Below are 24,074 nucleotides of genomic sequence, written 5' to 3'. Positions count from 1 at the left end.
ACTGGTCCGTCAAGGCGAGAGGAGGGGCGGGCGCAGCAGCCGACAACGGTCAACTGCCTTAACTTAAGGTCTGATTAAACGGACGCGACATGAACCCGTCAACACTTGGCGCGGATTCCGACCGCGCCTCCCCTCGGCCCGGCCGCCCCGGGCCCGGCTAACCCGGCCGGAGCGCGGCCGGATCCGCCGACGCCGCGCTGGGTGCCGACGCCACGCTCGGTGCCGACGCCACGCTCGGTGCCGACGCCGCCGAAGCCACCGCGGCACGGAACCTGCTCGGACTCAGGCCCTTGTGGCGTTTGAACGCGGCACTGAAACCGAAGGCGTCGGCGTAGCCGACGGACCGGGCGATCTGAGCGATGTTCAGGTCGGTGTCGGCCAGCAGGGCCGCTGCCTCGTCCAGGCGGCACTCGGTGAGGTAGGCGAGCGGCGGGCGGCCCATCAGCCGGGTGAAGCGCTTGGCGAACAGCGCCCGGGACACACCGGACCGGGCGGCCAGGGAGGCCACCGTCCAGGCCTGGTCGGGCCGGTCGTGGAAGGACTGCAGGGCCGGCGCGAGGACCGGGTCGGCGAGACCCCGGTACCAACTCGGCGCGTCGGCACCCGCCCCGTCGAACCAGCTGCGCAACGTGCACACCAGGGCCCAGTCCAGGAGCCGGTCCATCAGCGCCTGCGATCCGGCCGACTGGCGGGCGGCGTCGGCTGCCACCGTCTCCAGCCAGGCACACACCTCGGCGTCCTCCTCGACCACCAGCACGGGCGGCAGAGCGCGCAGCAGCCGTTCGTGGCGATGGCCCGAGGCACGGTAGGCGCCCACGATCAACGCGGTCGCCTCCTTCGAGTCGGCGCCCCAGCGGATACCGCCGAGCTCCTCGGCGGTGCACGCGGCGTCCGTGAAGCAGGCGATCTCGTAGGCGGCATGAGGGATGTGCACGGTGGCGGGATCGTCCGCGAGGTGGAACGGCTCGGGGCCGCGCACGACGGCCGTGTCGCCCGCGCCGACCGCGCGTTCGGTGCCGTCGGGGAGCAGCAGGGTGCCGCCGCCGCGCAGGACGCTGATCATGGTGAGCGGCGCGGCGTCGGTGAAGCGGATGGTCCACGGCTGTGCCAGTACGGCATGGGTGACGACCGAGCCCTCGGCCCGGATGCCGCTCAGGAGCGAACTCAGAGGATCCACGGGTACCACCGTAGACGATCGCCTATGTTCTGGAGCGTTTCTCCCATGGATCATCCAGGGCGCTGCGGCTGTACTGGACGGGTCGCACTGACCGAGACCAGCCGGGAGACACCGTGACACAGCAGGACAGCCATGCCGGGACAGCCCTCGTCGTCGTCGCGCACCACCGCACCGACTCGCTCACCGCACACACCGCCCGCCGCGCCGCCGCCCGGCTCGAGGCCGCCGGCTACCGCGTGGCCCTGCTCGACCTGCACGCCGAGGGGTTCGACCCGCGCATGAACGTGGCGGACCAGCCGGACTGGGGCAACCGGGAGAAGCGGTACTCGGAGGAGACGCACGCCCACATGCGGCGCATCCTCGACGCGGACGCCATCGTGGCCGTCTTCCCGGTGTACTGGCAGAGCGTGCCCGCCCTCCTCAAGGGCTGGATCGACCGCGTGTGGAACTACGGGTTCGCCTACGGCCGCAGCAGGCCCCGCCTGGCCGGCAAGCGCATCCTGTGGCTCGGCCTGGCCGGCGCCCCCTCCGACGACCCGGTCGTGGAGGGGATGCAGCGGGTCCTGGAGACCGGCCTGAGCGAGGGCATCGCCTTCTACTGCGGCTTCTCCCACTCGACCGTCGGCCTCCTCACCGACGCCGAAGAGCGCCCGCAGCGCGTCGACCCGGAGGGGAACCTGCTGATCGGCGAAGCGGTGGCGGGCGCCGAACGGGCCGCGCAGTACGCCGAGTTCGACCGTCGCGCGGAGGAGTTCGTCGAGAAGTTCCTCGCCGAGGAGCCCGCGGCGCTCTGACCGTCCGGCGGGATCTCGTACTCGAACTGCGGATGCCCGACCCCGAAGCCGTCCTCGGGGCTCTGCGGGAGCCAGCCGGCCTGTGCGAGCCCGCGGGCCACGCGGGCGCCGACCGGGTCGGTCCACCGGCTGGGCAGGTCGGTGAGGCGCCGGACCCCCGGGGCGGCCAAACCCTCCTTGACCTGGGCGGCGCTCCAGGTGTGCGTGCGCACCGGCGGGCCGAGCCGGACCGCGAACGCTCCGTGTGCCTTGAGCCGGTCCGCCAGCGGATCGAGCCACGCGCCGATCTCGCCGGTCCAGTCGATGACGGGCCCTTCGGGCAGATAGGCCAGGGTGAAGCGGTCGAGCCGGGGCACCGGCCGGTGCAGCACGAGTCCGGCACCGACCAGGCGCCGGCCGTCGAACCAGCCGAGGGACTCGCTGCGCCACTCCGTCTTGACCCGGCCCCAGGCCGGGGTCTGCAGGAAGCTGACCGACCGCTGCGCCCGCACGAACGCCAGGTGCTCGGCGGCGTCGATCGGCCGGACGGTGAGGCCGCCGCCCGCGGTCACGCGGCACCCCCGGCTCTGAGCTGCTGTTCTCGCTGGTTCGCTGTAGGACATGCGCCGAGTCAAACAGCGCGGTGCAGCCCGCGCGTATGCGGTTTCCGATACGCCGGCGATATACGCCGGCTCGTAGGATCGGCGCCATGCGTGTGCTGATCGTCGAGGACGAGCCCTACTTGGCGGAGGCCATCCGCGACGGCCTGCGTCTGGAGGCGATCGCGGCCGACACGGCGGGTGACGGCCACACCGCACTGGAGATGCTGGGCGTCAACACGTACGACATCGCCGTCCTCGACCGGGATGTCCCCGGGCCCTCCGGTGACGAGATCGCCGCACGCATCGTGGCCTCGGGAAGCGGCATGCCGATCCTCATGCTCACCGCGGCCGACCGTCTCGACGACAAGGCCTCCGGATTCGGTCTCGGCGCCGACGACTACCTCACGAAACCCTTCGAGATGCGGGAGCTGGTGCTCCGGCTGCGCGCACTGGACCGCCGGCGTGCGTACGCCAGGCCGCCCGTGCGGGAGATCGCGGGCCTGCGCCTGGACCCGTTCCGCAGAGAGGTCCACCGGGACGGCCGGTACGTGGCGCTCACCCGCAAACAGTTCGCGGTGCTCGAAGTACTCGTCGCCGCGGAAGGCGGTGTCGTCAGCGCCGAGGAACTCCTGGAACGCGCGTGGGACGTCAACGCCGACCCGTTCACCAACGCCGTGCGCATCACCGTCTCCGCGCTGCGCAAGCGGCTCGGCGAACCGGGGCTCATCGCCACGGTACCCGGCGTCGGCTACCGCATCGCCGCACCACCCGGCACGGAACGTGAGGGAACGGACCATGGATAGGGCACCCGGCCTGAGCGTCCGTCTCAAGCTCACCCTCAGCTACGCCGGGTTCCTCATGCTCGCGGGCGCCCTGCTGCTTCTGGCCATCGGGGTGTTCCTCCTGCGCCTCGGGTGGCTGCAGACCAACGCGGAGGGCGCGTGGCAGGCGACGCCGGGCACCACCTTCGTCCGCGGCTTCGCCCCAACGGCGGCCGCCGTCATGGTGTTCCTGCTGGTCTTCGGCCTGCTCGGCGGATGGATCCTCGCGGGGCGCATGCTCGCCCCGCTGGACCGCATCACACAGGCCACCCGTACGGCGGCCGGCGGATCGCTCTCCCACCGCATCCGGCTGCCGGGCCGCCAGGACGAGTTCCGCGAACTCGCCGACGCCTTCGACACGATGCTCGCGCGGCTCGAAGCCCACGTCGCCGCACAGCAGAGATTCGCGGCGAACGCCTCCCACGAACTGCGCACCCCACTGTCGGTGTCGAAGTCGCTGCTCGAGGTGGCCCGCGCCGATCCCGCACGTGCCACCGACCCGCTGATCGACCGCCTCCACGCCGTCAACACGCGGGCCATCGACCTCACCGAGGCACTGCTGCTCCTCAGCCGCGCCGGCGGACGGTCCTTCGCGCGAGAACGCGTCGACCTGTCCCTGGTCGCGGAAGAAGCCACCGAGACGCTCCTCCCGCTCGCGGAGAAGCACGGCGTCACCCTCGAGACCGACGGCGACGTCGCCCTCGCGCTCGGATCGCCGGCGCTCCTGCTCCAGCTGACGACGAACCTCGTGCACAACGCGATCGTCCACAATCTGCCGGAGCAGGGCAGTGTGCGGGTGACGACCGGGGCCGGCCGGGGGACGGTGCTGCTCGAGGTCGAGAACACCGGCGAGCCGGTCTCCCCGGAGCTGGTCCCGACGCTCACGGAGCCGTTCCAGCGCGGCACCGAGCGGGTGCGCAACGACCACGCGGGCGCCGGTCTCGGCCTGGCGATCGTCGAGACGATCACCCACGCCCACGACGGAACCCTCACCCTCGCCCCGCGGACCGGCGGAGGGCTCCGCGTCACGGTGGAACTGCCCGCGGCTTCCCCGCAGGAGACCGGGGGCGCGCCACCACGCGCGTGGCCGACGCCCTCCGGACCCGAACGGCCCGGGGCTGCCCCCCACCGGTGACGCGACGCGGCGCCGGACACCGTCGCGCCGCTGCCCGGCGCGCGGACGGTCCGGCGCGCGGTCGGTCGGGGGGCTCCCGCCGGCCGGTTCCCGCGCCCGGGAGATCCGTGTATCGCGCGCGTATCGGAAAACGCATACGCCGCCGCAACAGCTCTGCGTCTTCAGTGGAGGTCATGCGTCAGAACACATCACAGCCGGCCCTGGCCGGTCACCCGCGGCGGATCCTCCGCTGGACCGTGCTCGCCGGCCTGGGCATCCTCGGTGCGGCGGTCGCCGGGTTCGTACTGCCCCTGTTCGTGAGGTCCGTGCCGCTGGTCCTGGGCGGCGGCTGGCAGGCCTGGCTGTACACCTTCAACGGCGTGATGCTCGGCATGGTGGCCCTGCTGCCGCTGTCCGGGCTGGTGGTGTGGGTGCTGGCCCACCGCCGCAGGGCGGCCGGCACCGAGCCGGCCTGGGCGGTGCGCAGGTCGCTCGCCGAGGTCGCCCTGGTGCACGGCACGGTGCCGTGGGTGTGGCTGATCCTGATGCCGGGCGCGCGGGCCGGGGAGGTCTCCGGCCGCCTCAGCCTGGTCCCGGTGACCGACCTGGTCACCATGGGACCGCTCGGCATCCTCGGCAACCTGCTGGTGTTCGCGGCGCTGGGCTTCTTCGCGCCGATGCGGTTCACCGCGCTGACGTCGCTGCCGCGGATCCTGGCGCTCGGGGCGGGCTGCTCGGTCCTGGTCGAAACCCTCCAGTACGTGCTGCGCCTGGACCGGGTGTCCTCCGTGGACGACGTACTGGTCAACGCCACCGGTGCCGCGCTGGCCGCACTGGCGTCCCGCCGCTGGTGGCGCGCCCGGACCGCGACGCCGGACGACACCCGGCGGCCGGCTCCGGTACCGGCGGGCTGACCTGCCCCCGTCCGGCGGACCACCGGTCCGACCCGACCACCGATCCGGCCCAACCACCGGTCCGACCCGACCACCGATCCGGCCCAACCACCGGTCCGGCGCGACCACCGATCCGGCCCAACCACCGGTCCGGCGCGGGGGCCGGACGGGCTGATCGGGTCGGGCGGCGGTACACGTCCGGGTCAGCCGTGATGGCCGCCGCCACGGAGCCGGGCGAGGGTGAAGGGTGACCGGCGCGCCGCCGGTCCGCCCCGATCATCCGTACGAGGAGCCCCGCCATGTCCGAGCGCAACACTCTCATCCGCAGCCTGCACGACCTCGGTCTGGCCGCCTGGTTCGGCGGTTCCCTGATGGGCGCGGTCGGCCTCAACGGCGCCGCCAGGGACGAAGCTGCCACGCAGACGGCCGCCGACCGCATCGCCTCGTCGGGGTGGGCGAAGTGGACGCCGGTGAACGCCGCCTCCATCGGCGCGCACCTGTTCGGCGGCGGTGGCCTGCTCGCCGTGAACGCGCACCGGGTCGCCACCCAGCAGGGCGTGGCCGCCTCCACGACGGCGAAGACCGTCGTCACCGCCGCGGCCCTGGCCGCCACCGCCTGGGCCCGCGTGCTGGGCAAGAAGGTGGAACTGGCGACCCCGAGGACGCCGAGCAGGCCGCCCGCAACCCCGTCGACCTGGAGAAGACCAAGCGACAGCTGGCGTGCGCGCAGTGGGCGGTACCGGCCCTGACCGGCTGCCTGGTCGTCCTCAACGCCCTGCACGGCGAGCAGCAGCGTCCCGCCGAGCAGGTGCCCGGCATGTGGGAGCGGGCCCGCCACGCCCTCCCGCTCGGCTGAGGCGCCCAGGACGACGCGGACGCACTGCCCCTCATGGCCGGATCCTTCGGCCGGACCGACAGCTTCAGCCCGTTACCGCGCCGGCCTGCTGGGTACCTGGCGCGCGGCGCCGGCCGGGCGGCCGGTGCCCTCCTCATCCGAGCACACAGAAGGACGTCCCCCCATGGCGAAGGTTCAGCAGCCCGTCACCGACGACAGCATCAAGGTCCGCCAGGTCAACCACTACCAGTTCAGCTGGGTGGCCGGGGAGCCCGGCCGGCGGGGCACCTTCACCCTGCAGCTGGTCCTGGACGAAGGCGCCTGGGAAGAGGTGCTGACGGTGGACGCCGAGGACGCCGACGTTCTTCAGGACCTGCTGGAGAACACGGAAACGGTGCACTACGACGTCTCCCGCCGCACCCTGATGTTCGGCGTCACCCGCACCGGCGAGTAACCGCCCCGCACCGCCACCAGGAGCGGCCCGCCCGTCCGTCGCGGGGCGGGCCGCGCGTGGGCGAGAGACGCGTCCGGTGTCAGTCCAGGGGCCGCCCGACGCGGATCGTGGAGGTGCAGGCCAGGTCCTGCCGGTACTCGGCGCCCTCCTGCCGGTAGTAGTAGCGGCACCCGGTCAGATCGCCGGTGACCATTCCCGTCACGCGGACCCGGGCCGCCCAGAAGACGTCACCGGGTTCGTGCGCCGGTATCAGGGACGGCCGCCCGGAGTGATCGGGCAGTGCGGTGAGGTTCGGTACGCCCGGTGAGCCCTCGACCGGGGAGGCGCTCAGCGGGTGTCCTCCGGTGTCCTCGTGGCTGATGGCTTTGTAGCCGACGATGTCGAGCCCCTCCGGGACCTGCGTGATTTCTCCGCGCAGCAGTGTCAGAGGCTGGTCGGAGACGTTGTCGGCCGTGGGCAGCGCGACCCAGTACTCCTTGCCGACCTGCGCATGGGGGCTCGTCACCTCGAATCCGGCCTGGATGTCACCGTCGAGCGCCCTGCCGACCCGGTGACCGTCCGCGTAGTCGTCCCCGAGGAGGAAGAAGGCGGCCACACCGCCGGCGGCCGCGGCGCAGACCAGCCCCACGACCACGCCGCGCCTGCCGCGAGCGCGCCTGCCCGGAGCGGAAGACTCGGGCCTCTCCCCTGCTGACGGAACCATTCTTTCCCCACACCCACTGCCCGGCCGGCCTGCCGCCGACGATGATCCACTGCTCCTGGAAACACCGCGGAAGCCGACGGCGCCACCGAACCCTACGCCGACGCGGACCGACCCGCGGGCGCCGAGGCGCCCACCGGCGCGCTGGTCAGCGGCTCCGGCCGCCGGTCGCGGTGATCCGGGCGACGAAGGTCGGCCACCGCCATCTGGGCCTCTTCGGGGCCATCAGGTGGGCGTCGAAGACGGCGACGATGCGGTCGGTGAAGCGGCCGAAGGCCTCGCGCAGCAGGTCGTCCATGCCGTTGAAGTGACAGGTCATCGGCATGTACCGGGGAATGTACGAACGTACGCTCTCAGGGAGGCGGGACGCGCGATGCTCCCGCCCGCCCTTCTCACTCGGCGACGAAGACGCAGAACGGATGGCCCTCGGGGTCCCGGTAGACGCGGAAGCGCTCCTCGTCGTCGGGATCCGGCCGGTCGCGGTTGTCGAGCAGACCGCCGCCGAGGGCTAGCACGCGCTCGTGCTGGCGCCGCAGCTCCTCCAGCGAGGCGACGCTCAGATCGAGGTGCATCTGCTGGGGCACCGGGCCGTCGGGCCACTCCGGCTCGCGCAGGCGCTCCACCTGCTGGAAGGCGAGCTGCGGTCCGCCGTCGGGGTCACGCAGCACGAGCCAGTCCCTGCCGCGCTCGTCCGGCCGGCCCGGCGGAGGAGGCTCGTGCCCCTCCGCGTAGGCGAGGCCCAGCAGGGACCGGTAGAACTCGGCGAGTCCGCGGGCGTCGGTGCTGTCGAGCACGGTCTGCACCAGCCGGATACTGCGTGCGTCGTCGGTCATGGCCCCCGAGTTCCCGGCCAGGACCCGCCCGAACGACCCGGTCGGGGGAGACGTCAGCAGTCGGCCACCCATTTGTGGGAGGCGATGTTGTCGTTGAGGGACGTGCCCCCTCCCTCGCCGTTGTGCGGGAAGTAGTGATGGACGATGTTCTCGAGATACACACCCCGGTTGAGGCAGTAGTGAGCGCCGACGTGTTCCGGTTTGAAGTAGAGCAAGACGTCGTGCGTCCTGCCGTTGTTGTAGAGGGAACTGGCCCGGTTGCGCATGTCGCAGCTCTCCCAGTTGAGGACGTTGCCGGGCCAGGCACAGTGCCGGCCGCCCTTCTTCTCGTGCTCCCAGGCGTGCAGATTGCCGTCCGCCGCGACGGCCCGCGGGGACGCGGGGGTGCCGGCGGCCTGGGCGGCTCCGGGTAAGGCCGTCAGCGACAGGGCCGTGAGCCCGAGCGCCGTGAGGGCCGTGCCGATCCTGGTCGTGGTCATGCTGTCTCCTCGTGTCCTGTGTTCCCTGTGGTGCTGCGCGGTGCGGACGGCGGCTGCTTCGGCTGGGTGAAGCGGATGCTGTTGCCGAAGGGGTCCCTGAGCCCGCAGTCGATCCCGTAGGGGCGTTCGGTGGGCTCCTCGGTGAACTCGACGTTCCTGCCTCGCAAGGTCGCGTAGGTCGTGCGGCAGTCGTCGGTGCTGAAGACGAGGTGGCCGCCCATGGCTCCCTTGGCGAGGAGTTCACGGACCTGCTGAGCGGTCTCCGCCGACAGGCGCGGCGGGTCGGGTGTCTCGAGGAGGATCTGGCGGTCCGGACGGCCGGGAATGCTGACGGTGAGCCAGCGCATGAAGCCCAGGTCGGCGTCGGCGGTGACCTCCAGGCCGAGCTTGCCGACGTAGAAGTCGAGGGCCTCGTCCTGGTCGAGCACGTAGATCTGCGAATGCGTGATGGCCGTGAACATGCTCCTCACGCTACGGGCGAGGTACCGGAAAAAACTTATCCAGAACTGCTCAGCCGGCCCGGCGGTGCGGAGACCGGTCGCGTCCAGGCCATGGTGAAGCACGTGGGTACGTCCGCGGCGACGGCGTGCCTGCGGTACTCCCTGGGCGAGCGGCCCACGATGCTGCGGAACGTGCGGCTGAAGGTGCCGGTGCTGCCGAAGCCGACCTCGAAACAGATGTCCGTGACGCTGCGGTCGGTCTCGCGCAGCAGGAACATGGCCCGTTCGATGCGGCGGCGTTGCAGGTACCGGTGCGGTGTCTCGCCGAAGGCGGCCCGGAAGGTGCGCGTGAAGTGGGCTGGTGACACATGGGCGATCCGGGCCAGCGCCGGTACGTCCAGCGGCTGCGCGTAGGCGCGGTCCATGGCGTCCCGGGCCCGGAGCACACGGCGGTTGCTGTCCGCGGCGGCGCTGTTCACGGTGTCATGGAAGCACGTGTCCGGGCAGGGCGGTGAGGGCCGAACCGGGCAGGCGGTACAGGCCCGTCGACGGCTCGGGTGCCCGTCCGGGAAGGTGCGGGGCGCTGGTGCGGATGCCTGGCGGCCACCGCCCGCCGACGGCGGTGCATCCGGGGCCCGGCTCACGCCGTTCCGGCCTCCTGTCGCAGCGCCGTGCGCAGCCACTCGTCCGCGGAGCCCGGGGTCGGCTGCACGCCCCCGCCCGGCTCGCTCAGGACGATGGCCACGAGCCGCCAGTACTGGTCCAGGCGCGGCTCGGCCGCGAGGCGGCCGGCCAGCAGACGGCGGAAGCCGGGGGTGTCCCGGCTGCGGTAGGCACCGGCGTACGCGGCGACGTAGGCGTCCAGGGCCTCGCCCGGATGCGGAGCCTGCGCCCGCCGCAGGTGCGTGCCCGCGAGTGCGAAGGCCTCGGTCAGGCCCGCGTACAGCACCGCCGCGCCGCGGGCCCCTGCCACGCGGTGCACGTCCGGCTGGGGCCGGCGACCCTCCGGACACGGAGCCGTCGTCATCGCGTGCAGGCGCGCGAAGGCGAGGACCTGGGCCGGCCGCGGTGCGTCGGGCGGCTGGGGGACGGCCACCTCCAGGAACGCCGCGGTCGCCCGGGCCGGCATCCGCGGGGGCAGCCAGCCGCGCCAGAACCTGGCCAGCGGCGCGGTGCTGGGCGGCGTGCTCAGCGCGCTGAGCAGGTTCAGCCGGCCGGCGCGCCGGGCCGGGGGGCAGTCCCGTACCAGTTCGAGTGCCGCCTGCCGCCAGCGCAGGGTCCTCAGTTCGTCGCCGAGCTCGCGCAGGCGGCTGTCGACGGCGCCCTCCAGGACGGGACCGGCCGCGTCCTCGTCGTCCAGGACACGGCGTATGCCGGGCAGGGAGAGGCCGAGGCCGCGCAGGGAGCGGATCAGCCTCAGCCGCTCCAGCGCCGCCGGGCCGTAGCGGCGGTGTCCGCCACCGCTGCGGGCGGTCTCGGGGAGCAGGCCCCGGTCGGAGTAGAAGCGGACGGTCTTGACGGTGGCACCGGCACGCTCGGCGAGCTCACCGATGCTCCACAACGGCTCGGATGACGTGGACAGTTGAACCTCCCTCAAGGGGAGTTCCTACGGTACCGGCACGTGGTCCGGGCCGGCGGTGCGGCCCGCGGGCCCCGGCGTGCGCGACCGGCGCGGCGCCGTGTGACCGATCCTGGGAGGGGTTTGGCGTGCACGTGTTCATCATGGTGGCGGGTGTGTTCACCGGCGCCCACGTGTGGGAGGAGACGGCGGCGCAGCTGGCCGCCGCCGGCAGCGAGGCGCACGCGGTGCCGCTGACGGGTGTCGACGGGGCCCGGCCCGCCGCCCCCGCGGACGTCGGTCTGGAGACGCACATCGAGGACGTGGTCGCGGCGATCGACGCGGTGGACGTGGCGTCGGGGCGGGAGATCGTGCTCGTCGGTCACGACTACGGGATCCACCCGGTGCTCGGCGCCGCCGACCGGCGGGCGGGGCGCGTCGCACGCGTCGTCCATCTGGACTGCGGCATGCCGCAGAACGGTGTCCCGGCGCTGGCCGCCGTACCGGACCAGGCGCTGCGGGCGCAGCTGGCCGAACGCGCCGGGGCGGGACGGCGCGAGGGTGTGCTGGCACCGCCGGCAGCGCCCGGCGCGTGGGAACGCTGGGGCAGCACGGCCGGCCTCGACGCGACGGCGCTGGAGCGGTTGACCGCACGGGCGGCGCCCCAGCCGCTGGGCACCATGCTCCAGCCGTTGCGGCTGAGCGGGGCGGTGGCCGCGGTGCCCGTCACCGGCGTGCTGTGCACCCGGAACGGCGCCGACATCGGCTCGGTCCAGCGGCTCGTCGACTTCGGCGATCCCGCGCTCGCCGCCCTGACGGAGCCTCAGGTGAGCTTCTTCGAACTGCCCACCGGGCACTGGCCGATGCTGTCCTGCCCCGCCGACCTCGCGGACGTCCTGCTGCGTGCCGCGGCCGGTGAGGGCCACCGGCTGCGGGCGGCCGGCGGCGACGCGCCGGTGCCCGCCCACCTGCGCCCGTTCCCGTGGGACCTGCCCGAGCTGCCACGCGACCGACGGGGCCCCGTCGATCTGTACGTCCCCGACGGCGAGGGGCCACGGCCGGCCGTGGTCTTCGTGCACGGCGGACCGGTGCCCGCGGGGGCGCGGCCGCGTCCGCGTGAGTGGCCGACCCTGGTGGGTCACGCCCGTCTGGCCGCCGCCGGGGGCATGGTCGGTGTCACCCTGGAACACCGCCTGCACGACCTCGCGGACTACGAGCGCGCCGCCGCGGACGTCGCCGACGGCGTGGAACGGGTGCGGGCCGATCCGCGGGTGGACGCAGACCGGATCGCCCTGTGGTTCTTCTCCGGCGGCGGCCTGCTCACCACCGACTGGCTGGCCCGGCCTCCCGCCTGGCTGCGCTGCCTGGCCGCCTCCTATCCCGTCCTGGCTCCCCTGCCCGCCTGGGGGATGGCCGGCACCCGCTTCCACCCCGCGCGGGCCGTGGCGGGGGCGGGTGACCTGCCGGTCGTCCTCCTCCGGGCGGGGCGGGAGGCGCCCGGGATCGCCGCGACCGTGGAGGCGTTCGTGAGCGCGGCCGGCTCCTGCGCCGCCCGACTCGAACTCATCGACGTCCCCAACGGCCACCACGGGTTCGAGACCCTCGACGCACCGGAGGAGACGCGCCCCGCCCTCGACCGTGCGATGCGCTCGGTGATCTCGCATCTGACCGGATGACCGACGCGTCCGGCGCGTCCGGCGCGGCGGCACGTGGTGATCAGCACCCTGTCGAGCACCGGAGCGGCCCGCTCATCGGTGCCGCCTTCAGCCGGCGTCCCGCACGTCCTGCCGCGCGCGCCCGGCCCGCCGTACGGCGGTGAGGGCGCCGAGCACCACGCCCACGGCGATGATCGTCAGGCCGCGGAGCCACACCTCGGCCTCGACCTGCGTGGCGAGCAGGACGCAGGAGGCGATGCCCAGCACCGGCAGCACGGTCGGGGCACGGAAGTGGTCGTTCTCCCCCGGGTCCCTGCGCAGCACCAGCACGGCCGTGTTGACCATGAGGAAGACGACCAGCAGCAGGAGGACCAGGGTGGACGCGAGGGTGGCGACGCTGCCGGTGAGCGCCAGGAGCATGGCCAGCAGCGTCGTGACCGCGATCGCGGCCCAGGGCGTACGGCGGCCCGGCAGCACCCTGGCCAGCGGGGCCGGCAGCAGCCCGTCCTTCGCCATGCCGTAGGCCAGGCGGGAGGACATGATGCCGGTGAGCAGCGCGCCGTTGGCCACGGCGACGAGCGCGATGGCGCTGAACAGACGGGTGGGCACGCCGCCCGCCTCCTCGACGACCTCCAGCAGCGGGCCGCTCGACCCGGCCAGCCGGGCGGTCGGGACCGCGGCGGAGGCCGCAAGGCCCACCAGGACGTACACGGCCCCGGCGGTGGCGAGGGCGCCGAACAGGGCGCGCGGGTAGGAGCGCCGCGGGTCGCGGGTCTCCTCGGCGACGTTCACCGAGGTCTCGAACCCGACGAACGAGTAGTACGCCAGCACCGAGCCGCTCAGCACGGCCGCGGCCGCCCCCTTCTCCGGCGTGCCCAGCTGGGTCAGCCGCCCCACGTCGCCGTCGCCGCGCAGCAGCAGCCACGCGCCGAGGACGACGATGACGGCCAGCCCGCCCACCTCGACGACGGTGGCGACGACGTTGGCGCGGGTCGACTCCTTGATGCCCCGCGCGTTGACCAGGGCCAGCAGGGCCAGGAACAGCACGGCCACGAGCCCTACCGGCAGGGTGACGAAGGCCGCCAGGTAGTCGCCGCCGAATCCGCGGGCCAGTGCGGCCACGGAGACGATGCCGGCGGCCAGCATGCAGAAGCCCGCGACGAAGCCGGCGAACGGCCCGAACGCGCGCGTCGCGTAGTGCGAGGCTCCGCCCGCCCTCGGGTATTTCGTCGCCAGCTCGGCGTAGGAGGCGGCGGTCAGCAGTGCCAGGAGCAGCGCGACGGCCAGCGGCACCCACACCGCTCCCCCGGCGTCGGCCGCGACCTGGCCGACCAGGACGTACACACCGGCGCCGAGCACGTCGCCCAGGATGAAGAAGTACAGCAGCGGGGTCGTCAGCGCGCGCTTGAGCCCCGCCCCCTGCTGTGTGCCTCCCTGCGTCCGCGCCTGCACCGATGCCGTGTTCCCGGTTCTTCTCGCCATACCGCTCCGTGTCCCCCGCGCCGCGCGAAGCACGCTCGGCCGGCCGGGTCGGCGACGATGCGTCGCGTCACACCCTCCGCCCCGGTTCGGAACACCGTCCGCGGCGCTCCCGCATGTGTCATGGGATGAGGCCCGTCATCAAACGCGTCGGGGGATCCGCAGGACCGCTCGCGCCCCAGGCGGCGATGGCCCAGCTGTTCACCGTCGTCTGCGCGACGGCCCCGATGGACTTCGCCGTGCTGGAGCCGAACTGCCGGCCGGGGCGAGCGCCTTCCCCGACGCCTGCCGGAGGCGCTGACGCCGGGGCCGGAAGCCACAGCTGCCGGCCAACCCATCTGCACAATTCGGACGAAATATACGGTTTCACCCGGTCTCCCCTGGTGAGTCGACAAGGGCATGTGCAAGCGACCCCAGAGAGAAGGGTGAGATCAGTGATCACCCGCGAGCAGATCTCGACCGTGCTCGACCACCCCGTCTACGCCGCCGACGGCAACAAGATCGGCGACGCCAAACACGTCTTCCTCGACGACGTCACCGGCCAGCCCGAGTGGGTCAGCGTCCAGACCGGCCTGTTCGGCACCAACGAGTCGTTCGTGCCCATCCACGACGCCTCCGTCGTGGAGGACCACCTGGAGGTCCCCTACCCCAAGGACACGGTCAAGGAAGCGCCCAACGTCGACGTCGACGCGGGCGGGCACCTGTCCGAGGACGAGGAACACCGCCTCTACCAGCACTACGGCATCGACTGGGAGGGATCCTGGCAGCAGCCGGGCCGGTCCGGCGAGGCCGGCTGGGACCGCACCGACACCGGTGAGACGACGGCCGCCTCCGGTTACGCCGGCACCGGTGGCGGAGCGGACGACGCCATGACGCGCTCCGAGGAGCGCATGCACGTGGGCACCGAGCGCCGCGAGGTCGGCCGAGCGCGTCTGCGCAAGTACGTCGTCACCGAGGAGGTGCAGCAGACCGTTCCGGTGCGCCATGAGGAAGTCCGCGTCGAACGCGAGCCGATCACGGAGGAGAACCGGGACGCGGCCATGGCCGGACCCGACATCACCGAAGCCGAGCACGAGGTCACGCTGCACGAGGAACGCCCCGTGACCCAGACCGAGGCGGTGCCGGTGGAACGGGTCCGCTTGTCGACCGAGGAGCACACCGGCGAGGAGACGGTGCGCGGCCAGGTCCGCGAGGAACGGATCGAGACGGAAGGCGTCGATCCGGAGGACCGGCGCGATCCCTGACGGCGCTGTGCGCCCCGGCGATTCGCGCGGAAGCACCACCGGGGCGCCGCCGCGGTCAGCGGTGGCGCCCCGGTGCGGGTGCGGTGCGGATCAGAGGAGCCAGCGGTTGCGGCTGACGAAGGGCAGCCGCGCCCAGGCCCTGCCCAGTCCCCACGTGGCGCCGGCGCCGGCGGCCGCGAGGGCGGCCAGGACGACGGCGTAGACCACGTGGTAGTCGGCGAACGGGTTCGTCGACATGGTCGGCGATCCGTCCGACAGGTGCTTGGCGGGCGGCCACTCCGCGATCCACATCAGCGCCATCATCACCGTGCCGGCGACGGCGGCGAGCCGCAGCCCGATGCCGAGGACCAGTGCCCCGCCGATGCCCAGCAGGCCGAGCATGAACAGCCAGTCCGCCCAGGCGGCACCGGCCCAGGCGTGGAACGTCGACTCCATCGGTCCCACGGCGACGTGCCCGAGGAAGCCCTCGGTGGGCGAGCCCCCGTCGATCCAGCCCTTGCCGGACCGGGTGGCGTAACCGAACCCGAAGGTCTTGTCCAGGAACGCCCACAGGAAGACGAATCCGGTCAGCAGCCGCAGCCCGGCGAAGACGTACGCGCGGGTGGCGGTCGCGGCCGCCGTCGTCGTGTCGGCCGCCGCGGAAGCGCTCCGGGTCCCCTTGAGCGACGGGAAACGGACTCCGAGGTGCCGGTGCGGGTGATCGTGCACTGCCATGATGCTCATCCCCTCCAGGGCGACGCCCGAGGTCCCCTTGACTCTCGCTGTCGTCGACCTCAATGTGCCGTGTCCCGGGAGGGTGTCGCAGGGGGTCGCGGGGCCCCGGGGCCGGGGCCGAACGTCCCTGCCGCGCAGTCCTGTCGTCCCCGCCCCGGCCGGCTCCACCGCCGGAGAGGGAGGGTCATGACCCGCCGCGCACCACGACGACGGGGCAGTCGGCGTGGTGCAGCAGGGCCTGGCTGACCGAACCGAGCAGCAGTCCGGCGAAGCCGCCCCGGCCCCGCGCGCCCGCCACCACCACCTGGGCGTCCCGGCTCGCCTCGATCAGAGCCGGCCGGATCCGGGAACGCACCAGGCGCCGCTCCACCTCCACCCGGGGCCAGGCCCTCCGCGCCAAGGCCACGGCCTCGTCCAGCAGGCGCTGCTCGGCCGCGCGCAGGTGCTCGGCGTCCGCCACCATGGCGTTCAGCGGGTCGCCCGGGCCCTCATAGGCACGCTCGCTCCAGGTGTTCCACACATGGACGGCCACCAGCGGAGCCCCACGCCAGGCGGCTTCGGCGAACGCGAACTCCACGGCAGCCCGGCCCGCCTCGGAACCGTCCACGGCCAGGAGGACGGGACCCGCGGGATCGGGACGGCCGCGCACCACCATCAGGGGGCAGCGGCCGTGCGCCGCCAGATGCACCGCCGTCGAGCCCAGCAGCAGGCCGGCGAAGCCGCTGTGGCCCCGGTGGCCGACCACCGCGAGCGAAGCGGAGCGTGACTCGATCTCCAGCACGTCGACTGCCTCACCGGCCACCACCGACCGGGAGATGCCGATGTCCGGCGCGATCGCCCGGGCCCGTTCCTCGGCGCCGGCCAACGCCCCGCGCACCATCGGTTCCAGACCGTCGTCACCCGGGTGCCACGGCGGCGCACCGGTCGGCGCAGGTCCGGACCCGCGCCCGAACGCGTGCACGAGCCGGAGTCCCACCCCGCGCAGGTGCGCCTCGCGTGCCGCCACTTCCACCGCGTTGACGGCGGAGGCGGAGCCGTCCACGCCCACGATCACCGGATCATTCACTGGACACTCCCGTCCCGGGCCGGCGGCGACGCGTGGCCCTTCTGCTTCCAGCCTCGGCGCACCCGGTCCGGTGGGCCCAGGGACCCACGGTCCGTTCCCCGGGGGCCGCTCGGCCCTGCCGGGTACCCCCGGGCGGGCCGCGGCACCGATCACTCGCCGCGCCGGCTCCTCGCGCCGGGACCAGGGCAGGACCAGGGCGCCCCACGCGACCAGGGGACCCAGGGCGACGATTCCCCCGGTGTAACCGATGACCTGCCGGTAGAAGCGGCGGGTGTCCACCCCGCGGGCGTTGCTCAGCACGAGGGCGCCGTTGGTCGAGAACGGGGAGGTGCCGGCGATCGTCGTGGAGACGGCGGGCGGGGCGATCAGTCCCGCGCCGCTGAGGTGGCTGGACACCAGCAGCGGTACGGCGATGACTTCGACCTGCCGGAGCAGCCAGCACTCGCTCGTGCCGCCCGCACGCCACCCGCCCCGTCGCCGACGTCCTGCGGCGGAGCTGCCGCCGGCGCACGGCGAGGGGCCCGGCATGAGCCGGGCCCCTCGTCATGCTGTGGAGCAGGGTGGTGCTGCGACGCAGGTCAGCCGCGCACGATGTTCTCGGCCTGGGGGCCCTTCTGGCCCTGCGTCACGTCGAAGGTGACCGCTTCGCCCTCGACCAGTTCCCGGTAGCCGTTGCCGGTGATGTTGGAGTAGTGCGCGAAGACGTCGGGGCCGCCGCCGTCCTGGGCGATGAAGCCGAAGCCCTTTTCGGCGTTGAACCACTTCACAGTGCCGCTGGCCATGCTGCTTGTCCTTCGATATTGCCGAGGGGTCCCGGCTGGTCTGTGGGTGGGTCCCCGCCGTCACCGGAAGGCACCCGCCCACCGTTCTACCCCGATGGCCGCCGATTATCCGACTGCCGGCCCGGAATTCGATCTCTCTCACGCGAATGGTGCCGCCCACCGCCGGCCGGTCAGGCGCCGGGCAGCACTCCGGTGCGGGCGACCTCGGCGTACCAGCGGGCGCTGGCCTTGGGGATGCGGGTGCCGGTCGGGTAGTCGACGTACACCGCGCCGAAGCGCTTGCTGTAGCCGTGCGCCCATTCGAAGTTGTCCAGGAGCGACCAGAGGAAGTAGCCGCGCACGTCGGCGCCGTCGAGGATCGCCTGGTGGACGGCGGCCAGGTGGCCCCGGACGTAGGCGATCCGGGCCGGGTCGTTGACCTGGCCGGAGGGGTCGGCGTAGTCGTCGAAGGCGGCGCCGTTCTCGGTGATGACCAGCGGCAGGCGGGGGAAGTCGGAGGCGAGCCGGCGCAGCAGCTCGTACAGGCCGCTGGGGTCGATGGCCCAGCCCATGGCGGTGGTGGCGCCGGGCGGCTGGTGGAAGGCCACCCGGTCGGCTCCCGGCCAGGGGCTGTGCGGGCTGTTGCCGTGCCCGTCGGAGGTGTGGGTGCCGCTGCCGTCGGCCTCGGACACCAGGGTGGGGCTGTAGTAGTTGACGCCGAGGAAGTCCAGCGGCTGGTGGATCAGCGTCAGGTCGCCGTCCTGGACGAAGGACCAGTCGGTCAGCTCGGCGGTGTCCTTGAACAGGTCCTCCGGGTAGGCACCGTTCAGCATCGGCCCGGTGAAGACCCGGTTGGCGAGGGCGTCGATGCGGCGTACCGCGTCGGCGTCGCCGTCCGAGCCGGTGAGCGGGCGGACGTGGTGGATGTTGAGCGTGACCGAGACCTGCGCGTCGGCGCGGAGCCGGTCGCGCAGCGCCTGGACGGCCAGGCCGTGCCCCAGGTTGAGGTGGTGGGCCGCGCGCAGGGCGGCGACCGGGTCGGTGCGGCCGGGGGCGTGGACCCCGGAGCCGTAGCCGAGGAAGGCGCTGCACCAGGGCTCGTTGAGTGTCGTCCAGGTCTTCACCCGGTCGCCGAGGGCGTCGGCCGCGAGGGCCGCGTACTCGGCGAACCGCTCGGCCGTGGCACGCTCGGGCCAGCCGCCGGCGTCCTCCAGTTCCTGCGGCAGGTCCCAGTGGTAGAGGGTGGCGACGGGCTTGATGCCCTTCTCCAGCAGTTCGTCCACGAGGCGCCGGTAGAAGTCCAGGCCCTTCTGCACGGCGGGGCCGCGGCCGGTGGGCTGGATGCGGGGCCAGGCGAGGGAGAACCGGTAGGCGCCCAGGCCGAGTTCGGCCATGAGGGCGACGTCCTCGCTGCGGCGGTGGTAGTGGTCGGTGGCGATGTCACCGGTGTCGCCGTTGCGGACCCGGCCGGGGGTGCGGGCGTAGGTGTCCCAGATGGACGGTGTGCGGCCGTCCTCCGTGGCGGCGCCCTCGATCTGGTAGGCGGCTGTCGCGGAGCCCCACAGGAAGCCCTTGGGGAAGGTGCGGGCGGCGTCCGGCGCGGACGCGGTCTGCTCTGCTGCGGTGACCACGTGGGTCCTTTCGAGACGGGGTCTTCGGGGGTGGAGGGGCTCCGGGGCGTCGTCCGGGAGCGGGTGCTGCGGTCAGCCCTTGACGGCGCCGGCCATGATGCCGCTGACGATCTGCCGGCCGAAGACGATGAACATCGCCAGCAGCGGCAGGGTGCCGAGCAGCGCGCCGGCCATGATCAGCGACTGGTCGCGGACATAGCCCGCGCTGAGCTGGGTGAGGGCGACCGGGACCGTCGGGTTGGTCATGTCGAGGACCACGAACGGCCAGAAGAAGTCGTTCCAGGCGTGCACGAACGTGATCATGAACAGGACGGCCATCGCGGGTCGGGCGACCGGAAGCACGATGCTCCAGAAGATGCGCAGCGAGTGCGCACCGTCCACGCGTCCGGCCTCGACGAGTTCGTCCGGCAGCGCCTCCGACAGGTACTGCCGCATGAAGAACACGCCCACCGCGCTCACCAGCGTCGGGAAGATGACGGCCGGCAGCTGCTGGGACCAGCCCAGCTCGGCCATCATCATGAACAGCGGTACGACGCCGAGCTGCGGCGGCACCATCATCGTGCCGATCACCAGCATGAGCAGGACGTTGCGCCCCTTGAACCGCAGCTTGGCGAAGGCGAACCCGGCGAGCGTCGCGAACATCACCGTGGACAGGGCGATCACCCCGGCCACGATCAGGCTGTTGATCATGGCCTTGCCCATCGCCGCCTCGTCCCAGGCCCGGGCGAGGTTGCTGAACAGGTTCGGGCCGGGCAGGAACGGCGGCGGGGTCTGGCTGACCCGGGTGTTGTCGGTGGACGCGGCCACCATCGTCCAGTACAGCGGGAAGATCGACAGCAGCGCCATGATGCCGAGCAGCACGTAGGACAGGGGGCCGGCGTGGTGCTGGCGGCCGGCGCGCTGGCGCAGCAGCCTGCGGCCCCCGCGCCCGGCCGGCCGGCCGGCGGGGGTCCGGGCCTCGGTACCGGTCCGGGCCGGGAGACTCTGAGTGGTCATGGTGACTCCAGGTCAGGACGTACGGGAACGCGCGCGCTGGATGAGGCGCTGCACGACGAAGACGAGCACGAGCAGCAGGAACATCGCCCAGGCCACGGTCGCGGAGCGGCCCATCTGGTAGTTCTTCCAGCCCTCCTCGTACAGCAGCAGGCCGAGCGTCTGGTACTGGTTGTCCGCGCCGCCGCTGACCCCGTTGGGGCCCTGGCCGAAGATCAGCGGTTCGCCGAACAGCTGGGTCGCGCCGATCGTGGAGAGCACGATGGTGAAGACGATGGTGGAGCGGATCCCCGGGACGGTGACGTGGGTGAACTGCTGCCAGCGGGACGCCCCGTCGAGGGAGGCGGCCTCGTAGCGCTCGGCGGGGATGGCCTGCATCGCGGCGAGGTAGAGCAGCGCGTTGTAGCCGGTCCAGCGCCAGATGACGATGGTGGAGATGGCGACCTGGGCGGGCCACTTGTCGGCTTCCCAGTCCACGGGGTCGATGCCGACCGAGCCGAGCGCCCAGTTGATCATCCCGAAGTCGCGCTCGAAGATCATCGTGAACACGAGGGCCGCGGCGGCGACCGAGGTCGCGTAGGGCACCAGCGACGCGACGCGGAAGAACAGCGAGGCGCGCATCCGGTAGTTGAGCAGGTGCGCCAGCCCCAGTGCCATCAGCAGCTGCGGAACGGTGGAGATGACGCCGATGGTGATGGTGTTCTGCAGCGCGTTCCAGAACCTGGAGTCCCCCCACAGCTCGACGTAGTTGTCGAACGCCACCCACTCCATGACGTCGAGGGTGGCCAGTTCGACGTCGTGCAGGGAGATCCACGACGTGTAGACGAGCGGGTAGAAGCTGAACGCCGCGAAGATCACGAAGAACGGCGCGACGAACACGTACGGCGCGCCCTTGACGTCGAGCCGGTGCAGCAACGGGCCGCGCCGCGGGGCGGGGCGCCGGTCCGGGGACGGCCCCCGGGGTTCGTCCCCGGCCAGGGCCTGGGTGGTGGAGGTGGCCACCGGACTTCCTTCCTGAGAGCGGATGTGTGAGCCGGGTGCCGCCGGGCCCGCCTGCGGGGAGGCGGTGCGGGCCCGGGCGGCGGCGGGAGCCCAGGGATCAGCCGACGGCCTTCTCGATGCGTTCGGCGGTGGTGTCCCACGCCTTGTCACGCGCGGTGCCCTGCTGCTCGATCAGGGTCAGGCCCTGGGAGAACGTGTCCTTGATCGTGCCGTCCTTGCGGCCGAGGACCTGCTTGTCCGGTATCTCCTGCGCGGCGGCACCGAAGATCTGGCCGATGGGCGCGCCGCTGAAGTACTCCGACTCGGCGCCCTTCACGTCCGGGCTGTCCAGCGCCTGCCGCGAGGAGGGGATGTTGCCGATCTCCTTGAAGATGTGGGCCTGCTGCTCCGGCGCGGTCAGCCAGGCGACGAGCTTCTTGGCCTCCTCCTTCACCGGGCTCTGCTCCACGACGCCGAGGAAGGAACCGCCCCAGTTGGCGCCCTTGGGGGCCTTGGCCACGTCCCACTTGCCCTTGTTCGCCGGGCCGGCCTTCTCGCTGATGTGGCTGAGCATCCAGGCCGGGCACACGGCCGTGGCGAACGTGCCGTTGGCCAGGCCGGGGTCCCAACCGGGCTGGAACTGGCGGAGCTTGGCCGTCAGGCCGTCCTCCGCCGCGTCGGCGGCGAGGCCCCACGCGTCCTTGACGACCGGGTTGGAGTCGTAGATCAACTCGCCCTTCTCGTCGTAGAACTGCTTGGAGTGGCCGTAGACCATGGCGTTGAACAGGCCGCTGGCCGCGTCCATGTAGGCGACGTTCTTGCCCTTGAAGTCCTTCTTGAAGGTGCGGCCGACCTCGACGTACTTCTTCCAGTCGCCTTCCCAGAGCTTGGCCACCTCGTCCCGCTCGGTGGGCAGGCCCGCCTTCTCGAAGTAGTCCTTGCGGTAGCAGACGGCCATGGGCCCGATGTCGGTGCCCAGGCCCAGCACCTTGCCGTCGGCGGTGCTGATCTGGGACTGCTTCCACGGCAGGAAGTGGTCGGTGCCCGACAGGCCGGCGAAGTCGGCGAACTTGTCCGCCTGGGTGTCGGTGATCTCCTTGGCCCGGCCGATCTCGATGCCCTGGATGTCCTTCAGGCCCTTGCCGGCGGCGAGCCTGGTCTGCAGGGCGGTGTAGTACGTCTGCTCGTCGCCGGCGATCTCCGCCTTGATGTCGACCTCGGGGTTCTCCTTCTCGTACTGCTCCAGCAGGCCCGTCTCCTTGATGCCCATCACGCCGTACAGGCCCATGGTGATGGTGACCTTGCCGTCCTTCTTCCCACCTCCGGTGGCGGAGCTGTCGCTCCCGCCGCAGCCGACGACGAGCGCCAGCGCGCCTGCGGTCGCGGCCGTCGCCACCGCCTTTCTGCGCAACGAACCGAAAGTGCCCATTGATCTCCTCCTAGCGACGGCGCTGACACATCGGAGTGACGAGTTCTGCGCTGACTACTGCGATGGCTACAGCGATGACGTTCATGGCGGCTCTACACAATGGGAACGTGCCCACTTGTGGGTGGGCACGTTCCCACCGGCGCATCGAAGACTCGTGGGCGGGGACCGATCTGTCAATGACTTGAACGCGACTCGTCGCCACCGCGCGGCGGCGCGGCGGGCTCCCCCGGCATCCCCGGGGTGCTTCCCCGGCTGCCGCGTCTGCAAGAATTGCCGCAGGTCACCTCCGCGGCAGGTCCTGCCTCCGCGGCGCCGAGGGGGGAGCACATGAGCGGCAACCGCCGTCCAACGATCAAAACGGTCGCGGCCCGCGCCGGAGTGGGCCGCACCACGGTGTCCCGTGTCGTCAACGGCTCGGACCTGGTCAGCGCCGAGGCCCGGGCCCGCGTCCTGGCGGCGATCAAGGAGCTCAACTACGTCCCCAACTCGGTCGCCCGCGGTCTGGTGACCAACCGCACCGACGCCGTGGCCCTGGTGATCCCGGAGTCGGAGAGCCGGCTGGGCTCCGAGCCGTTCTTCGCGGCCCTCATCCGCGGCGTGAGCGGCGCGTTCGCCGAGAGCTGCACCCAGTTGCAGCTGATGCTGGTCCGCGACCAGGCCGAGCGGGACCAGCTGACCGAGTCGGTGGCGACGCGCCGGGTGGACGGCGTGCTGCTGGTCTCGGTGCACTCCGAGGACCGGCTGCCGGGAATGCTGGAGGAGATGGGGCTGCCCACCGTGCTGGCCGGCCGCCGCGACGCGGGTGAGCGCCTGAGCTACGTCAACTCGGACAACGCCGGGGGCGCCGCCGCGGCGGTACGGCATCTGCTGGAGCGTGGACGGCGGCGGATCGCCACGATCACCGGTCCGCTGGACATGGACGTCGGCCGCAGCCGGCTCGCCGGCTGGCGCACCGCGCACGAGGAGGCGGGCCTCGCCGCCTCCGAACTCATGGTCGAGATCGGCGACTTCACCGAGGAGGGCGGTGCCCGTGCCATGCGTTTGCTTCTTGAACGCGCCCCGGACCTGGACGCCGTCTTCGCCGCCTCCGATCTCATGGCCGTGGGCGCCCTGGCCGAATTGCGGCGGTGGAAGCGACAGGTGCCCGGTGATGTCGCCGTCGTCGGCTTCGAGGACTCCATCCTCGCCCGCCACACCAGCCCGCCGCTGACGACCGTGCGCCAGCCGGTGGAGGAACTGGGCCGGACCATGGCCCGCATCCTGACCGACATCACACGGCACGGAGCGCCCCGGCAGCAGGTCACCCTGCCGACGGAGCTGGTGGTGCGGGAGTCTTCCTGAGTGGGCAACTCCCCTCGGGCGTCAGGGGGGTCCACCGTCGCCGATGAGTTCCAGGTCCGCGGACGGTCTGCCCCGTGACACGACCGCTCACGACAGGAGTG

At 72.5% G+C, this 24,074-nt stretch carries 24 protein-coding genes and 2 pseudogenes; 9 read left to right on the top strand and 17 right to left on the bottom strand.

Annotated features, from left to right (window positions below):
• Positions 1–157 precede the first annotated feature (157 nt).
• Positions 158–1,186, bottom strand: a complete 1,029-nt coding sequence (locus ACF07N_RS30470) for an AraC family transcriptional regulator (protein WP_392119007.1) — start codon at positions 1,184–1,186, stop codon at positions 158–160.
• A gap of 104 nt (positions 1,187–1,290) precedes the next feature.
• On the opposite strand from ACF07N_RS30470, the gene ACF07N_RS30465 reads away from it, so the two are divergent.
• Positions 1,291–1,971, top strand: a complete 681-nt coding sequence (locus tag ACF07N_RS30465; RefSeq protein ID WP_392119004.1) for an NAD(P)H oxidoreductase — start codon at positions 1,291–1,293, stop codon at positions 1,969–1,971.
• Here ACF07N_RS30465 and ACF07N_RS30460 read toward each other — a convergent pair.
• Positions 1,965–2,573 (bottom strand): annotated as a pseudogene (locus ACF07N_RS30460) (peptidoglycan bridge formation glycyltransferase FemA/FemB family protein); the annotation flags it as partial. The gene ACF07N_RS30465 and the pseudogene ACF07N_RS30460 sit on opposite strands and share 7 nt — an antisense overlap.
• An 86-nt stretch (positions 2,574–2,659) precedes the next feature.
• On the opposite strand from ACF07N_RS30460, the gene ACF07N_RS30455 reads away from it, so the two are divergent.
• The 5 genes and pseudogenes from ACF07N_RS30455 to ACF07N_RS30435 all read left to right on the top strand — a co-directional run bounded on the left by ACF07N_RS30455 (position 2,660) and on the right by ACF07N_RS30435 (position 6,669).
• Complete coding sequence (locus ACF07N_RS30455; RefSeq protein WP_392119001.1) at positions 2,660–3,355, top strand: response regulator transcription factor; 696 nt, start codon at positions 2,660–2,662, stop codon at positions 3,353–3,355.
• The gene (locus ACF07N_RS30450; RefSeq protein WP_392118999.1) at positions 3,348–4,508 is read left to right on the top strand and encodes a sensor histidine kinase; all 1,161 of its coding nucleotides are present in this window, start codon (positions 3,348–3,350) and stop codon (positions 4,506–4,508) included. Before ACF07N_RS30455 ends, ACF07N_RS30450 begins: the two co-directional genes overlap by 8 nt.
• A 173-nt stretch (positions 4,509–4,681) precedes the next feature.
• Entirely contained in the window at positions 4,682–5,401 is a 720-nt protein-coding gene (locus ACF07N_RS30445; RefSeq protein ID WP_392118996.1) for a VanZ family protein, read from the top strand.
• Between the two features lie 278 nt (positions 5,402–5,679).
• Positions 5,680–6,236: pseudogene (locus ACF07N_RS30440) on the top strand (hypothetical protein).
• Positions 6,237–6,399: 163 nt separating this feature from the next.
• On the top strand, positions 6,400–6,669 hold the full coding sequence (locus tag ACF07N_RS30435) for a hypothetical protein (RefSeq protein ID WP_383326321.1): 270 nt from the start codon (positions 6,400–6,402) through the stop codon (positions 6,667–6,669).
• Positions 6,670–6,748: 79 nt separating this feature from the next.
• Here ACF07N_RS30435 and ACF07N_RS30430 read toward each other — a convergent pair whose 3' ends face one another.
• From ACF07N_RS30430 to ACF07N_RS30400, 7 genes are all read right to left on the bottom strand, one after another.
• Positions 6,749–7,303, bottom strand: coding sequence for a hypothetical protein (locus tag ACF07N_RS30430; protein ID WP_392118993.1), 555 nt, complete (start codon positions 7,301–7,303; stop codon positions 6,749–6,751).
• 214 nt (positions 7,304–7,517) lie between these two features.
• Complete coding sequence (locus tag ACF07N_RS30425; protein WP_392118990.1) at positions 7,518–7,694, bottom strand: hypothetical protein; 177 nt, start codon at positions 7,692–7,694, stop codon at positions 7,518–7,520.
• Between the two features lie 67 nt (positions 7,695–7,761).
• Positions 7,762–8,202, bottom strand: a complete 441-nt coding sequence (locus ACF07N_RS30420; RefSeq protein WP_392118987.1) for a VOC family protein — start codon at positions 8,200–8,202, stop codon at positions 7,762–7,764.
• Between the two features lie 53 nt (positions 8,203–8,255).
• Positions 8,256–8,681 (bottom strand): peptidase inhibitor family I36 protein, encoded by a 426-nt coding sequence (locus tag ACF07N_RS30415; RefSeq protein ID WP_392118984.1) that lies wholly within the window; start codon positions 8,679–8,681, stop codon positions 8,256–8,258.
• On the bottom strand, positions 8,678–9,142 hold the full coding sequence (locus tag ACF07N_RS30410) for a VOC family protein (RefSeq protein ID WP_383345935.1): 465 nt from the start codon (positions 9,140–9,142) through the stop codon (positions 8,678–8,680). Before ACF07N_RS30410 ends, ACF07N_RS30415 begins: the two co-directional genes overlap by 4 nt.
• Positions 9,143–9,177: 35 nt before the next feature.
• Entirely contained in the window at positions 9,178–9,546 is a 369-nt protein-coding gene (locus tag ACF07N_RS30405; protein ID WP_392119518.1) for a helix-turn-helix domain-containing protein, read from the bottom strand.
• 215 nt (positions 9,547–9,761) lie between these two features.
• A complete protein-coding gene (locus ACF07N_RS30400) occupies positions 9,762–10,703 on the bottom strand; it encodes a MerR family transcriptional regulator (protein ID WP_392119516.1) in 942 nt (313 codons plus the stop codon).
• 125 nt (positions 10,704–10,828) lie between these two features.
• Here ACF07N_RS30400 and ACF07N_RS30395 point away from each other — a divergent pair, with 125 nt between their 5' ends.
• Positions 10,829–12,355 carry an alpha/beta fold hydrolase gene (locus ACF07N_RS30395; protein WP_392118981.1) on the top strand — a complete coding sequence of 509 codons (1,527 nt, stop codon included), beginning with the start codon at positions 10,829–10,831 and terminating at the stop codon, positions 12,353–12,355.
• 87 nt (positions 12,356–12,442) lie between these two features.
• On the opposite strand, the gene ACF07N_RS30390 is transcribed toward ACF07N_RS30395, so the two are convergent.
• Positions 12,443–13,816, bottom strand: a complete 1,374-nt coding sequence (locus ACF07N_RS30390) for an APC family permease (RefSeq protein ID WP_392118978.1) — start codon at positions 13,814–13,816, stop codon at positions 12,443–12,445.
• A gap of 431 nt (positions 13,817–14,247) precedes the next feature.
• Between ACF07N_RS30390 and ACF07N_RS30385 the strand changes: the two genes are divergently transcribed.
• Positions 14,248–15,057, top strand: a complete 810-nt coding sequence (locus ACF07N_RS30385) for a DUF2382 domain-containing protein (RefSeq protein ID WP_392118975.1) — start codon at positions 14,248–14,250, stop codon at positions 15,055–15,057.
• A gap of 90 nt (positions 15,058–15,147) precedes the next feature.
• On the opposite strand, the gene ACF07N_RS30380 is transcribed toward ACF07N_RS30385, so the two are convergent.
• The 7 genes from ACF07N_RS30380 to ACF07N_RS30350 all read right to left on the bottom strand — a co-directional run bounded on the left by ACF07N_RS30380 (position 15,148) and on the right by ACF07N_RS30350 (position 22,632).
• Positions 15,148–15,771, bottom strand: coding sequence for a hypothetical protein (locus ACF07N_RS30380; protein ID WP_392118972.1), 624 nt, complete (start codon positions 15,769–15,771; stop codon positions 15,148–15,150).
• Between the two features lie 184 nt (positions 15,772–15,955).
• Positions 15,956–16,837, bottom strand: a complete 882-nt coding sequence (locus ACF07N_RS30375) for a universal stress protein (protein WP_392119513.1) — start codon at positions 16,835–16,837, stop codon at positions 15,956–15,958.
• A gap of 578 nt (positions 16,838–17,415) precedes the next feature.
• Complete coding sequence (locus ACF07N_RS30370; protein ID WP_201836437.1) at positions 17,416–17,619, bottom strand: cold-shock protein; 204 nt, start codon at positions 17,617–17,619, stop codon at positions 17,416–17,418.
• Between the two features lie 170 nt (positions 17,620–17,789).
• Positions 17,790–19,229, bottom strand: coding sequence for a GH1 family beta-glucosidase (locus tag ACF07N_RS30365; protein ID WP_392118969.1), 1,440 nt, complete (start codon positions 19,227–19,229; stop codon positions 17,790–17,792).
• 72 nt (positions 19,230–19,301) lie between these two features.
• Positions 19,302–20,225, bottom strand: a complete 924-nt coding sequence (locus tag ACF07N_RS30360; protein WP_392118966.1) for a carbohydrate ABC transporter permease — start codon at positions 20,223–20,225, stop codon at positions 19,302–19,304.
• 12 nt (positions 20,226–20,237) lie between these two features.
• Positions 20,238–21,224 (bottom strand): carbohydrate ABC transporter permease, encoded by a 987-nt coding sequence (locus tag ACF07N_RS30355; RefSeq protein ID WP_383326229.1) that lies wholly within the window; start codon positions 21,222–21,224, stop codon positions 20,238–20,240.
• Between the two features lie 97 nt (positions 21,225–21,321).
• Positions 21,322–22,632 (bottom strand): ABC transporter substrate-binding protein, encoded by a 1,311-nt coding sequence (locus ACF07N_RS30350; protein WP_392118963.1) that lies wholly within the window; start codon positions 22,630–22,632, stop codon positions 21,322–21,324.
• Between the two features lie 327 nt (positions 22,633–22,959).
• Here ACF07N_RS30350 and ACF07N_RS30345 point away from each other — a divergent pair, with 327 nt between their 5' ends.
• Positions 22,960–23,973: a LacI family DNA-binding transcriptional regulator gene (locus ACF07N_RS30345; RefSeq protein WP_392118960.1), complete on the top strand. Its 1,014-nt coding sequence runs from the start codon at positions 22,960–22,962 to the stop codon at positions 23,971–23,973.
• Positions 23,974–24,074: the final 101 nt, after the last annotated feature.

The organism is Streptomyces sp. NPDC015242, from assembly GCF_043079125.1.
In the GTDB taxonomy this organism is placed as follows: domain Bacteria; phylum Actinomycetota; class Actinomycetes; order Streptomycetales; family Streptomycetaceae; genus Streptomyces.
This window is presented reverse-complemented; position numbering and strand designations above follow the sequence as displayed.

Coding starts and splice junctions, on each gene's coding strand:
- ACF07N_RS30405 (WP_392119518.1), bottom strand. CDS start 9,546: ATGGACCGCGCCTACGCGCAGCCGCTGGACGTACCGGCGCTGGCCCGG.
- ACF07N_RS30370 (WP_201836437.1), bottom strand. CDS start 17,619: ATGGCCAGCGGCACTGTGAAGTGGTTCAACGCCGAAAAGGGCTTCGGC.
- ACF07N_RS30450 (WP_392118999.1), top strand. CDS start 3,348: ATGGATAGGGCACCCGGCCTGAGCGTCCGTCTCAAGCTCACCCTCAGC.
- ACF07N_RS30360 (WP_392118966.1), bottom strand. CDS start 20,225: ATGACCACTCAGAGTCTCCCGGCCCGGACCGGTACCGAGGCCCGGACC.
- ACF07N_RS30415 (WP_392118984.1), bottom strand. CDS start 8,681: ATGACCACGACCAGGATCGGCACGGCCCTCACGGCGCTCGGGCTCACG.
- ACF07N_RS30455 (WP_392119001.1), top strand. CDS start 2,660: ATGCGTGTGCTGATCGTCGAGGACGAGCCCTACTTGGCGGAGGCCATC.
- ACF07N_RS30445 (WP_392118996.1), top strand. CDS start 4,682: ATGCGTCAGAACACATCACAGCCGGCCCTGGCCGGTCACCCGCGGCGG.
- ACF07N_RS30380 (WP_392118972.1), bottom strand. CDS start 15,771: ATGGCAGTGCACGATCACCCGCACCGGCACCTCGGAGTCCGTTTCCCG.
- ACF07N_RS30420 (WP_392118987.1), bottom strand. CDS start 8,202: ATGACCGACGACGCACGCAGTATCCGGCTGGTGCAGACCGTGCTCGAC.
- ACF07N_RS30345 (WP_392118960.1), top strand. CDS start 22,960: ATGAGCGGCAACCGCCGTCCAACGATCAAAACGGTCGCGGCCCGCGCC.
- ACF07N_RS30425 (WP_392118990.1), bottom strand. CDS start 7,694: ATGCCGATGACCTGTCACTTCAACGGCATGGACGACCTGCTGCGCGAG.
- ACF07N_RS30390 (WP_392118978.1), bottom strand. CDS start 13,816: ATGGCGAGAAGAACCGGGAACACGGCATCGGTGCAGGCGCGGACGCAG.
- ACF07N_RS30350 (WP_392118963.1), bottom strand. CDS start 22,632: ATGGGCACTTTCGGTTCGTTGCGCAGAAAGGCGGTGGCGACGGCCGCG.
- ACF07N_RS30435 (WP_383326321.1), top strand. CDS start 6,400: ATGGCGAAGGTTCAGCAGCCCGTCACCGACGACAGCATCAAGGTCCGC.
- ACF07N_RS30410 (WP_383345935.1), bottom strand. CDS start 9,142: ATGTTCACGGCCATCACGCATTCGCAGATCTACGTGCTCGACCAGGAC.